This window comes from Burkholderia sp. Bp9099, assembly GCF_003857805.1.
Classification (GTDB): domain Bacteria; phylum Pseudomonadota; class Gammaproteobacteria; order Burkholderiales; family Burkholderiaceae; genus Burkholderia.
The window spans coordinates 21,305-33,717 of the sequence record NZ_QTPU01000018.1; the positions used below are offsets into that span (position 1 = coordinate 21,305).

At 61.5% G+C, this 12,413-nt stretch carries 13 protein-coding genes; all 13 read right to left on the reverse strand.

Annotated elements, in window-relative coordinates; all coding sequences use genetic code 11:
- Positions 1–8: 8 nt before the first annotated feature.
- On the reverse strand, positions 9–1,172 hold the full coding sequence (locus DIE17_RS21450) for a type IV secretion system protein (protein ID WP_124486335.1): 1,164 nt from the start codon (positions 1,170–1,172) through the stop codon (positions 9–11).
- Positions 1,169–3,637, reverse strand: a complete 2,469-nt coding sequence (locus DIE17_RS21455; RefSeq protein WP_124486336.1) for a VirB4 family type IV secretion/conjugal transfer ATPase — start codon at positions 3,635–3,637, stop codon at positions 1,169–1,171. The genes DIE17_RS21450 and DIE17_RS21455 overlap by 4 nt, the downstream gene beginning before the upstream one ends.
- Before the next feature lies 1 nt (position 3,638).
- Positions 3,639–3,959, reverse strand: coding sequence for a type IV secretion system protein VirB3 (locus DIE17_RS21460; protein ID WP_124486337.1), 321 nt, complete (start codon positions 3,957–3,959; stop codon positions 3,639–3,641).
- A gap of 17 nt (positions 3,960–3,976) precedes the next feature.
- Positions 3,977–4,246, reverse strand: coding sequence for a TrbC/VirB2 family protein (locus DIE17_RS21465; RefSeq protein WP_254601399.1), 270 nt, complete (start codon positions 4,244–4,246; stop codon positions 3,977–3,979).
- A gap of 119 nt (positions 4,247–4,365) precedes the next feature.
- Entirely contained in the window at positions 4,366–5,043 is a 678-nt protein-coding gene (locus tag DIE17_RS21470; protein ID WP_124486339.1) for a lytic transglycosylase domain-containing protein, read from the reverse strand.
- A gap of 357 nt (positions 5,044–5,400) precedes the next feature.
- Entirely contained in the window at positions 5,401–6,246 is an 846-nt protein-coding gene (locus tag DIE17_RS21480) for a ParA family protein (protein ID WP_185633830.1), read from the reverse strand.
- Between the two features lie 463 nt (positions 6,247–6,709).
- Positions 6,710–7,003, reverse strand: a complete 294-nt coding sequence (locus DIE17_RS21485; protein ID WP_124486342.1) for a hypothetical protein — start codon at positions 7,001–7,003, stop codon at positions 6,710–6,712.
- A complete protein-coding gene (locus DIE17_RS21490) occupies positions 6,990–7,241 on the reverse strand; it encodes a helix-turn-helix transcriptional regulator (RefSeq protein WP_124486343.1) in 252 nt (83 codons plus the stop codon). The genes DIE17_RS21485 and DIE17_RS21490 overlap by 14 nt, the downstream gene beginning before the upstream one ends.
- Positions 7,242–7,505: 264 nt before the next feature.
- Positions 7,506–7,922: a hypothetical protein gene (locus DIE17_RS21495; protein ID WP_254601398.1), complete on the reverse strand. Its 417-nt coding sequence runs from the start codon at positions 7,920–7,922 to the stop codon at positions 7,506–7,508.
- Between the two features lie 194 nt (positions 7,923–8,116).
- Positions 8,117–9,109 (reverse strand): porin, encoded by a 993-nt coding sequence (locus DIE17_RS21500; protein ID WP_409364585.1) that lies wholly within the window; start codon positions 9,107–9,109, stop codon positions 8,117–8,119.
- Positions 9,110–9,215: 106 nt separating this feature from the next.
- Positions 9,216–9,770: an amino acid synthesis family protein gene (locus tag DIE17_RS21505; RefSeq protein ID WP_124486345.1), complete on the reverse strand. Its 555-nt coding sequence runs from the start codon at positions 9,768–9,770 to the stop codon at positions 9,216–9,218.
- Entirely contained in the window at positions 9,767–11,179 is a 1,413-nt protein-coding gene (locus DIE17_RS21510) for an amidase family protein (RefSeq protein WP_124486346.1), read from the reverse strand. Before DIE17_RS21510 ends, DIE17_RS21505 begins: the two co-directional genes overlap by 4 nt.
- A 52-nt stretch (positions 11,180–11,231) precedes the next feature.
- The gene (locus DIE17_RS21515; RefSeq protein WP_124486347.1) at positions 11,232–12,410 is read right to left on the reverse strand and encodes an ABC transporter substrate-binding protein; all 1,179 of its coding nucleotides are present in this window, start codon (positions 12,408–12,410) and stop codon (positions 11,232–11,234) included.
- Positions 12,411–12,413 lie beyond the last annotated feature (3 nt).

Genomic DNA, 12,413 nt, shown 5'->3' on the forward strand with positions numbered 1-12,413 from the left:
CCTCCTGGTCAGCTGTCCTGCTGGCCCAAATTCGCGCGCGCAGCGCGCTGGTAAGCTGGGGCCCCGCCGCCGCCCGACCCAAATCTCCCGCCCGAACCCGTCCGATCGCGAATTTCGCCACCGGAGGGCGGGCCTCGTCCGTTACGGCTAAACGCCCGCCCGATCGCCGTGACGAGGCTTCGCGATGCCATGCCGGCCACAAACGCACCGAAACCCGACAGCGTGGCGCCGCCAGACAAGCCCGCTGCAACCGAAGGCAACTGCCAACCGACCATCGCGAGAAACACCCCGGTCGCAAAGAGCCCAATCGCGGCAGCCGCTGCGGCGGCATCGTCTAGAGAGGCGGAAACGGCTTGCATCAGGGCTGACGAGCCGTCACCGGGTGAACCGCCCGTCGCGTGGAACGAAGTGAGATCGGCCGAGAACGCCGTGAGCGCCATGCCAAGGAAGGCAGCAACCAAAACCTGTAGCAACGCGTAATTGGCAACCTTCGCGGTCCACGCCTCGAAAAATCGCGCAGTGGGCGCAAACGCGGCGCACGCGATGAAGATCGGGCCCAGTCCGAGCACGAGATCGAGTAGCATCCTCGCCATCACGACCTCGAAAGCCAGCACGATCAAAAAAATGGACCCACCGAGCGCAGCAATGAGGCCGCAGAGGAAATCCCCAATCGCGGCGGCCAGACCGCTCGGACTGATTCCCTCATGCGTCGCCTTGTTGAAGTAGGCGTCCATCACGAGGTCGACCTGTTGGTCGTAGCAGTCGAGTGTCTGGTAAATGCTGGTCGCGGCACCCTGTCCGGTCACGGTGCTGCCGTTGGCCGACCCGCATCCCGGATTGCCCCCACCCGTCGTGTTCGCCGCGTTCTGGATTGTCTGGGCCAGCCCGGCCGTCGCGCCGTTGACGGCTGTGACGACCTGCTGCTGGTAGATCCCAGTGCTCAGCGCGAACGCGAGCGTGATCGACACTTTCAGCCCTCGCCAGGCAAAGGCCGGCACCGCCTCGTGCGCTTCGCCGCGCACCACCGCGAAACCATAGGCCAGCACCCAGATCGTGACGCCTGTGGTCACGACGGGCACGAGTGCTCCGGAAAGCGCCGACGATACGGTCGTAACGTAGGTCGACATGCCGTTTTCGAGCGTGCCGCCTACGGCGGTAAAGAGGCCACTCATCGCGCACCTCCCGGCCCGGGCGATGGCGACAAGCGCGAGCTCGCCTGTGCCGCCCGACGCTTCGCTAGTCGGTCATGAAAAACGGGCAGCCAGTCTTTCGGCATATCTCCGACTTCGGCACGGATCGCATCCAGCAGTTCGACGTTGTCGGTCGTGCCGGACAGGACATCGAGCACATCGCCAAGCCCTGCGAGATCGAGTCGGCCGATCGCGGAGCGATGGCCCTGCTTGACGAGGAACAAGCGGCTGCTCTCGCCCAGGTTGCGCACGATATTGAATTCGGCTTCGGTCAGCTTGAAGCCACGCACGTAATCGTCGTAGTCGGCGCGTGGATTCGGCAGGAAGAAAAAGGTCGCGCTCTGCTCGATCAGCGCACTTGCGATTTCGCTTCGCAATACGTCGGCCGGCGACTGGGTATCAAAAATCCCCAGCCCGTTCTGCTTGCGGATTGTCTTCTGCTTGTTCTTCGCAAAATCCGTGAAGACTGGATCGCCGAGCCGCTTCCAGAACTCGGTCATCACATAGATGAAACGTCGCCCGTCGATCAGGTTTTCGGTCCGGTGCAGCAGGTACATCGTCACCGGCGTCGACACCTCAGGGTCGTCCAGCAACTCGGTGTCATCGAAGCCAAACAGTTTCGCGTGCGAGAGATCGATGCGGTCCGTCGGGTTGTCGAGTACCCACCCCAGACGTCCGCCCGCACACCATTTGGCCAGTCGCGCATGCAGGCTGTTTTCGCCTACGTTCGGGAGAAGCTGCCGCACCATCGACAGACGGCGCAGGGACTTGTTCATACGCGCAACCTCTCGTACGGCACGCGAGATGTCGAGTTCGTCCTTTGCAGACAATGGCTCGCCGACGTCGACGAGCTTGCGCACGAGGCGCTCCCAGAATTCGATCACCGGCTCATCCGGTGCCATCTGGAACGGATTCAGCCCGGTGGGTTCGCCGCGACGGAACACGGTATGGGTGCCGCCCATCGCACGGATCGCGATCTCCGTGCCGCGATCCTTGTCGAACAGCACCGCCGTAAGGTCATACTTGGTCGCCATCGCGAGCAAGAACAGTTCGAGCACCGTCTTGCCGGCGCCTGCCCGGCCGATGATCTGCGTGTTGGCGAGTGCCTTCTCGTCGAGTGAGTCCTGCTTATCCGGTGTCGCGTGGAAGTTCAGATAGAGCGGCTGGCCGCTGGGTGTCTTGACGATCGTGATTGCCTCGCCCCACGGATTGCCTTCGCGCTTGCCAGTCGCGAAGTTGTGCAGGCTTGCCAGACCACAAAAATTGCGCGACGTGAGCATCGCTTCGCGCGGTCGATAGCGCCAGTTGGCCGGTAGTTGCGCAAACCACGCCGCATCAGCCACAAGATCGATCAGAGCCGTCTGGAACCCGGCATCGGCCAGTTGCGTTCGGGCCTTCGCGACACTTCGAGACACCTCATTCAGCGAGTCACCGAGCACTGCCAGCGAATAGTGATACTCGCCAAGAACGAAATTCCCGTTAATCAGATCATCGAGGGCGCGGTCGATCGCGTCGACTTGGGACAGGGCAACGTCCTCACCGGCGATAAGCTGATTGCGCTGCCGCTCCAACGCCTCTTTCGCCGTGGGTTTATCCAGAATCGTGAAGCTCTGCGTCTCGATATATTCGAAGTCGCCGTACAGCAGACCATTGAGCATGCCCGGTTCGGTGTCTTCCGGATAATCCTTGAGGTCGAGCATCGCCGCGAACCGCGTTGCCGTCGGCATGCGAATCTCGATTTTCTCGGCCCCCACAAAGAGCCGCGAAATGGGTAGCGCCTCTCGGATCGTGCCAGCTGGCACCGGCTCAGGTTCCCAGACACCGTTGACCAGATAGCCGAGCAGTTCTAGCGCTGACGAATAGCGGCGCGAAGTGGTCACGATGGGACTCGGCCGGCGATAGACACCAAGCGCGACCGGTTCATAGGGTTTCAGGCTCGATTCGACCTGGGCGGCGAGTTCCGACATCACCTTCAGTGCATCGAGCTGATCGCGCCGGATGTCGTCGCGCGTGCGGCGTGCCGCGCGGCTGAAGACACGTCCGAGGCGGGTGCGATTGGGCCGGTAGACCACCGTCAAATACAACTCGTTGGCCATCATCCGATAGCCGGCAAAACTCGCGTAGTAGCGCGTTGCCAGGTCCTCGCAGAAGTGGTTGTCGTACTGCGTCGAGAATCGGTCCGACACCCGTCGGCGCAGACGATGCGACCACAGCGCCACATGGCCGCCCGCCAATCCGCGCACAAATTGGTTGAACCCATCATGTCGCGCGAGGATGTCGGCGGGATCGGCCGCCTCAAACGCAATCCCGGCGATCTTCCAGATCTGCAGGTAGTCGCCTTCGCGCGTCTTGATGACGTGGTCGGTCACATGTGTCGAGTACGGGATATAGCCGGCAAGCGGCACTTCCCGACTCGCGACGGATCCGACGTGCGATTTGCGCGGCATGTCACCCCCTCCTCTTCAGGCGTACCGGCACATAGGCATGTACACCCCAGAAGCGGCGATTGCCCTGACGCAGCGCCATGCGAACGCGTCGCACGTGCTGGGCAAGCCGTTGATCGTCATGGCGCGTCGTCACCCGCATCGCGACGAACACCGGGATCATCAAAAGGAGGATCGCGACACCCAGCGCAGGGCTGGCCAGCAGTGCCCAGATCGCCGGGATCAGCATGCCGCCGCCGACCATCAGGAAGGGCACCAGTGGCACCCCCCAGAGCATCGCGGGACGCGTGCAGCCTTTGAATACGGGATCCTTGAGCGAATACATGGTTCGGCGCCCCCGGATCAGCTCGACGGAATCAGCATGCCGGCGATGACGGTCGCGCAACCGACGAATAGACCGCCGATAAACACGTTCGCGATATCACCGAACCGGGCGTGCTGGAACATCATCCGAAAGCCCGCCCAGATGATAGAAATCGAACAGATCACGCCTCCGACGCTCAGCAGCGTCGTCTGGATCGTGTTGAGCAGCGTATTGACCTGTGAGAGTTGTGCGCAGGCCGGAGACGCGAACATCAGGGACGATGTGGCAAGAATGATCGTCAGCGCCATCTTTCGGTCAGACAGCAATCGCATCGCTATTCTGACCAATCTCCACAATTCAAATCGCATTCCTAAATACATGTTCGGATCCTGTTCGATCTATCGCTGATTATTTCGTCAACGGCGAGTTAGAACACCACCGCGCTACTGTTCGGTTTGAGCCGCTCCTGGGTGTCGGGCGAAGCGGCGCTCACACCGTCATGATCCCGCCGCGATAGCTTCCGAACCTCAGGTTCAGAACGGAGAGCGCGAATCGGCGCTGCAGAATCGATCGGTACGACGGGAATAGGTGCAATTGCCGGAACGAACGAATCAGAGGACGCTTGCGCCGCTGCGCTCTCCACGACACGCTGGACGTAGCCCGTCTGGTAGCCGGTCGAGAAATTGCCGCTCGCATAGCAAGAAAGGCTTGCGCGTAGTGCAGCCTGTACATCAGCCCTATAATCGGTCCGTGCGTGGAACTTTCCGGTCGTCACCGCCGCTGTAAAACAGCGGCGGAGAATGGCGGCGCCTGCTGCCAGGTTGCGACAAGGCTTGAATGCGTTCTCGGCGGTCAGGCCAAAGGTCGGCCAGTTCGCTCGATTCACCTGCGTGAGCCCGACACTGAAATTCCAGCCGCCCGCCTCCAACGCGCGCACCGTCGCGACCGCTTCGGCAATATTCGATGGCTGTCGACGAAGCTGCCCGTGAACGATGCCGATCGCGTAGGGATTGAATCCCGATTCGGTGCGCACGATCGCCGCCATCGTGACCGGGGCGATCTGCGGCGCGCAATAGTGCACGAGCGACAAGAAATCGAGCGGCATTATCGATTCCCCTCTCCTGGGCGAACGACCTGCTGCAGGAGATGCACTGCTGACGTCGCAGGATAGTGGGTGGCATGTGCGTTGTTGCTTGCCGCTCCGTTCAACGTCCCAGCTGTAGCAAGATCACAGGTTGGAACAGGATCGCCGTCTCGCAGCGCGGCCCATAGTCTCTCGATTGGCGGCACGCATTCGGCGTACTGCTCCGGGCCACCGGGATTAGACAGACACAGCCTCACCTGACAACCCCAATCGTCCGCTCGTGCAACGTCGGACCACGCCATCGACACGCCAAGCGCAACCGCAAGCGACAGCACGCGAGGCCACACGCTTTGTCGCACGTCCGAAGGTAACGCGGAATTACGCATGGCACACCTCGACTATTTCCGACTGTAATGCCGGTTCATGCGCAGAGAAGAGTCGACGAGCGAGCACATCGAAACACACGCGCATGGCTTGCCATTCGCGATTAGCTGCCAAGTCGGCCGAACCGAGGTCCATAATCGAGACCCCGTTCGCCTGCGCCTGCGAGATGGTGTCGAGCCGAGGTAGCAATAGATGGCCGCTTGGACTCTGATCATGCGGAACAAGCCATGCGGCCACGCAGGCCTCGAGCCGCTTGAATCGAGTCTCCTGTCGCAGGCTCGTCTCGACGCAGTTGGGCACGATGCCGATAAAGCACAAGGAGGGATTGAGCCGGGCTCGGACACTACGCACGCCATTGCTGCCATTGACGAATTCGACCACCTGCTCGAGCATGTCAGGCGACAACAGAACGGGACTGATCAGCGCATCCACGAGCGCCGCTGCACAAATGGATCGCGAATCAGGCCACGGCGGACTATCGATCAGGCATACGTCAAACAACGGCGCGACTTGGGACAGTAGATGTCGCAAATTGGCGTAGCAACGCGCGCCGACCGGATCGTCTCGATACGCAATACCCGCGATGGCGTCCGCAGCAAGCACGCCTATGCAGGATCCGGCCGAATCGGGCAGTCTGTCAGACCTAACATTCGGCGCCCCGCACTTCATCAACCGTGCGCTTGCGCCGCGTGTAAGCGAAATGGCACTACGCGCCGGCTCGGCCAGATCAAGCACCAACACACGATATCCACACACAAGACGAAGATAATGGGCGAACTGACACACCACTGTCGTTCTGCCTGTACCACCATGGGCCGAAGCCACCAGAAGCGATTTCATGGTCGTCATTCCTCGGATGTGGCTCCGAGCATCGACGTCCCTTCATGGAAATGAGGGCTTGCGGCATGCGGAAGGGTCGCGACGTGTTCAACAGGAACACACCAGAAATCAAAAAAGCCTGCGATTGCAGGCTTTCTCACGAGCGCTACGGCACATTACGCCATCACACAGACATCAATGCTGCGGGGCCGCTAACGCGTACTCGGTCGTGCTGCGCACGTTGACCGGATCGGATTGTTGGCTTCACTGTAGGTCAGCCAGCACGCCGATTCAAGAGCCGACATGCGTCGACGAGATGACACGATATCCCTATCATGCCGTGGTGCTTCTCGCTATTCCTATATTTATTCCGCGTTCGGGGTGAACGCGATCTTGCTCACGGCGGACCTACACGAGGCGAGCGCGACTCATGCCACACTAGCGCCCGTACTATGGAAGTCGCCGAACATTCCTCCCGCGAACGTCACTGTTGGATCTCGCCTTCTGCAAGGGCACGGGCAAGCGCGGACCGTGCCGCATGGAGTTCCAGATCGAAATGTTGACGCGGATGGCGGGCAATCTTCAGCCGTCGACACACGACTTCCCGACTCGCATGCCAGAGATAGACCATTCGCAGCAGGTCCCGATTTCGAGGCGTCAGCGTTCGCCACGCTCGGGTCACATACTCGGCATCAACGGGATCATGAGCACCACGATTCGACTGCCCCCAGTTGCGAAGACGCTCATCAAGCGACGGCGGCGGCTTATCGTTTTTCATCGCTGCCGTCCTGCTCTTCAGGTTCGCGCGCCTGCGACGCTCGATATCGTGCAGGATCTGCCAAGAACTGTTCGATATCGGCCGCCCGCCACCCTACCATTCGCCCGCCAAGCGCGATCGCGCGGGGAAAAGTTCCGTCTTGCATGCGCTTGTAGATCGTCGACCTCGATAGACCCGTGCACTGCTCGACCTGTCGTCGGCGCAAGATTGTCCGCGTTCCGTCATCATTCCAAGACATGATTCGCCCTCCATATTCGGCACAAACGTGGCCGGAAGTGAAGAGCATTCAAGCAGCGAAGATGACGATGGTCCAAACCCGTCGTATCGACGGGACATCCCGTCGGTTCAGCGCGGAATCCCGGCGGAAATCGCGGATGGTATGACCGAGGCGCGGTGCGAGGTCATCGTGCGTTGATGCAACGTCCACGCGGCGGCCTACTTCGCAAACTCCCCATAGGCGGGAAAGGTGATCTCCGGGTGCTCTACGCGAGACTTGTCGGTCTCACGACGCCGCGCTCGACGCCGTAATGGGTGACGCGAACTGCCCCGTCATCAGTCGTTGGAGCTTTTCCCAGGCAGCGCAGTACCTGTGCATCGGCACGGCCGCCAACTGTTCGTCATGAACAACCAATATCTGCTCGATCGTGGACTGCTCGCGATCGAGCAACAGCCAAGCTGCACCCTGCTCCGCACGAGCAATGCATGCATCCAAAGCGGCCTCGGCTTGCCGATACATACTCAAATCCGCGCCCGGTCCGGTCTCGCTGCGCATATAAAACGCGAGATAGACGACCCGGAGCAGACAACTGATTTGCTCTTCTCCTCCATGTCCGGCCCGCACCGCGGCCAGCGCCATATGATTTTCGAGGGACAGCGCACGGACCTTCGCGGTCGGCAATGGCAGGAGATCGCCTTTCATAAGCGGCTTGCGACCCGAGCGTCGGACTTTCGGCAAAACCATGAGCCATGAAGTGTTCATAATGATGTTGAGACATGATACCGCGAGCCTCACATCAAGCCGAACGCAAGCTGCCGTCTCGAACTCCAGCGAGCGGTAGGCTAAAAGCCGGATACCCACTCCGGCGATGTTCGGCTCTGACGGTTCAGTGCTGCTCAGAACTTGATCCGCATCCCGGCACCCACGCTGTTGCCAGTCGACACACCTGTGATCGTGTCATAACGCCAAGCTGCATACACATCGGTCCGCTTCGACAACGGGTAGTCATAACCCAGCGCGACCGTCGACCAACGGATACGATCGCCTACCGACGGTCGCCGCCGCGTTCCCGCCCACGACATCAGTACGCTTCCTAACCCTATCCGAACGCTTGCCCCCAACTGCACCGTATCGTCCGTGACGTGATTGTTGTTGTCCACGCGCTCGTACTGGGCGAACAGCTTGACCACACGCAACCGATACGCGCTACCGACCATCCATGCGGTCTGCGCGGTGGCGCCGTTGAGAAACAGCGATGCCGTATGCAAACTCTGCATGGCGGCCGTCGCGGAAAATGGACCGGCGAAGTACAACACGTTCGCGCTGTAGTTGGCTTGCCCGGCATGGCCGGCAACGCCGGCATTGCTGTACAGCAGGCTTCCGGACAAACCGGCAACCTCAGGGGTCTGATAAAGGAGCGAATTATCGATCGCCGTGTCGCTCTGGAGTGACGCAGCACCCAGGGCCGAGCCAAGAAAACTATGTACGACAATCGGCGAGAAGACGAACGAATTGCCGAATGGATTGAACAGCAGCGTCGACACGAACAGTGGCGCGGTATTGCGCCCCAGCGTCAACGCTCCGAAATTCCCGCTCAGACCAACGAAGGCATTTCGCCCAAAAAATGACTGTCCAGGAAACGAGCCGACCTGGCCGCCGTTGATGCGATAAAAGCTCTCGAGCGTGAAGATGGCCTTCATACCTCCGCCGAGATCTTCCGTACCGGACATCCCCCAATACGAAGTCGTCATCCCGCCAGAGCCGACTTGCCACGCATAGCCGGTTGCACCGGCGGGATGCACTTCGCCAACGAATGCGTCCGCGAGCCCATACAGCGAGACCGATGATTGCGCATGCGCGATCCCGGCACATGTGCACACGCCCAACATTACAGCCAACTTACCCGCGCTTCCCCGAAGTCTTCTTATCTGCATGATGTCTCCTTCCTCATTTTGATTGTTTGTTCGTGTCGTGCCGTATTGGCATCGACACTGTTCAGTCCGGTCGCACACGCGCGAGCGGTCTACCGCTGTCGGCCAGCGCGATCGCCACCACGATCTCGTTCGGCGCTGGTGCATCGGCGAGCGTCAGCGAGACCGTGTCGAAGTGGTCAAAGCTCCACATATCGGTGCTGCCGTGCAGCGGAACGTCCACACAGGTCCCTGGCGCACCGCGCTTGGTGACTGACGGGATCAACGACGTGGCGCCGGGCAAGCTCTCGCGCATGGCCTTGCCCATGCGGGGATGCAAGATCGCCGCCGCACATTCGAGCGGTACCTCGCTGCCCACAAGCGCTGCCTTGCCGTAGGCCTGAATTGCCGACGGCGGGACATCCAGCGCCCATCGCGCGCGGCCTGTGAGCAGCGTGCCGAGCTCAGCGCCCAATTCATAGAGCGACTCAAGCGTCGCAAGCGGCTCATCCGCTCGCCAGCCGTCGAACCGCAGGACCGCCGCCACGACGACTTGTCGATGCGGCGGGTCAACCGGTACGTGTAGTTCTGCACGTCGCTCGGCCAGATGAACCAGGATCTTGGCAATAGGCGGACTCACGTGCGCACCTCCATGTCCTCGATCCGATCCCGGATCGCTTCAGGCGGAGCCGGAAACGGACCACGTGCGCACTCGTACGCCCGTGCCGCGCGCAGCACCAGCGCATCACCCCCCGGTGGCCCGATGATCTGTAGCCCCGTCGGTAACCCGCCAGGCAAACCACACGGCACGCTCGCCGCCGGCAACCCAGTCTGGTTGCACCACGACGTCAACGGGGGTGCCATGCGCGAGTGCTCAGGCCGTCCCTGCGCGAGTGGCGGGGCACAATGGAATGTCGGCGTGAGCAGTAGGTCGTAGTCTTCAAAGAACGCGGCCATCGCGACCGTGAGCGCGTGGCGCGCCTGAAGCGCATCGACGAAGGTCGAAGTGGGGACGCTATCGCCCGCCTCGGCCAGCGCACACACATCTGGATCGAGCTGCGGCCGCGCCGAGGGAGGAAGCTGCCGAGCCCTTTGTGCAAAGAAGACGGCCCACTGGATTGCGTGCATGCGGCTCTCCAGATAGCCGTCAAGCGGCTTCACAGCCGTTTCCTCGACATGTGCCCCGAGCGCCTCGAACAGACCCACCGCCTGAAGGACGCTCGAGATGATGTCCGGCTCGACCTGTACCCCCGCAGGTGCCGGGCAATAGGCAATGCGCAAACCGGCAATGCCATCGTCCAGACCGATGCGCAAATCGGGGCAAGCAGAAGCCAGTCTTCGCGCATCGCTCTGGCGGGTCATCACGGTCAGCATCAGCGCCGCGTCGCTTACGCAGCGGGCGATCGGTCCAAGGGTCGACAGGTGCGTCCAACTCACCGCCGCGCCGGCTGGCACTCGGTTGAACGACGGTTTCATTCCGACCACCCCGCTCCAGCAGGCTGGGACGCGGATCGAGCCGCCGCCGTCGGTGGCCAGCGACAACGGCCCCATGCCGAGCGCAACCGCAACAGCTGATCCGCCGCTGCTCCCGCCGGACGTGAGACGCCGGTCCCACGGGTTACGGGTAATGCCGGTGAGCGGGCTATCGGTGACGATCTTGTTGCCGAATTCCGAGGTCGTGGTCTTGCCGAATAGCAGCGCGCCAGCCTGTCGCAGTCGCCCGACCGCGGGTGCGTCATCGGCCTCCGGCGCACTGGGTGACGTAAGCGATCCATATCGGGTAGGCAGTCCGCGCACGGCGACAAGGTCCTTGACCGAGACCGGCACGCCATCCAGCAATCCACATGGCTCCCCGCGCATCCAGCGTCGCTCCGACTCGCGGGCGGCGGCCAGAACGCCGTCCTCGTCGAGGCTGCACACGCCGTTGACAAGCGGATTGAAGAGCGCGACCCGGTCCAGAACCGCGCAAATAACCTCGACGGGCGAGAACGAGCGGCGTCGGTAGCCGACCATTAGCTGCTCGACGTTCATTTTCAGCACTTCATTCATATGCAATCCTTAATAAATGAGAGAAATTAGAACGCGTTTGACTGCCTCATGCCTATCCCTCGCACTGCGGTGGAATCGGTCCGGCCGAGTCCAAAACCGCGAAACTATTGTCCGACAGTGCGCGTCCGATACGGGTTTGGCACAACACATGGTCGCCGTCCTGGCTCACGCCCGCCTTGCCACGCGGCAGATTTAACGAAACACCCGGCAGCGCGGCTTTCACGCGGGCAACGTCAACGCTGCCGGCCGCCTTGACAGCCGCTGCAAACAGGCGAAGTCCGGCATACGTGCACTCACCGTGCGGTAGCACCACGGCCAACTGCCCTAACCGAGGGTCGTGTGGGCCAGCTTCATGTGCCGTGTAGTGCGCGAGAAAGTCCCGGTTCTCCGGGTTGTCGATGCTCATGAAATACGAGGACACTCCGATGATCCCGGTCGACGCGCCGGTGGTTGCGATCGACAGCGACTCGTGCGCAATGTCAGTCACCAGTTGCGGTTTCATGCCGAATGAGCGGTACTGTTTGACGAAGGTGACCGGGTCGTCGCCGATGCTGTGCCAGACGATCTGTGGGCGCTGGCTTGCGATCTGCTGCAGCACCGCACCATAATCGCGTGTTCCGAACGGCAACCAATACACGTTGAGAAGCTGCCCGCCATAACGCTTCACCGCTGCCTGCAGTCTGGGCACCAGCACCTTGCGGTTGCTGCCGATGTCCGAGACCACTGCGCATACCGTGCGACCACCCTTGCGCATCAGCCAATCGATCAGTGGGTCGACGCGCTGGTTGACAGTCAGGCCCGTAGTGAACAGATTCGGATCGCAGCGCCCCTCGTCGAAGTTCGGGTAGATCACGAGCCGCCCAGCGGACTTGGCGGCCTGCATCGCTGCTTCGCGCTCGGACGGTAGCACCATGCCGGTCAGGACCGCGACCTCATCGCGCATCAACAGCTGCCGGGCCTTCTGCAGCGTCACGGCAGTGGACATCTGGGTATCCTCGACGCTCAGTTGCAACGGGCGCCCCAGCAATCCACCGAAGGCGTTGATTTCGTCGACGGCCAACTGTGCGCAGTTGCGGTTGGTCTCGCCCACGCGGGTGAGCGGACCGCTCAAAGGCGCGAGCAGGCCGATCTTGAGCGGCGTGGTGGCCCGTACCAACGATGGCATAGCAGAAGTGGTGAGTGCGCCGACGGCACTGAATAAGGCGGTTCGGGTAAAGGTGCGACGATTCATCGT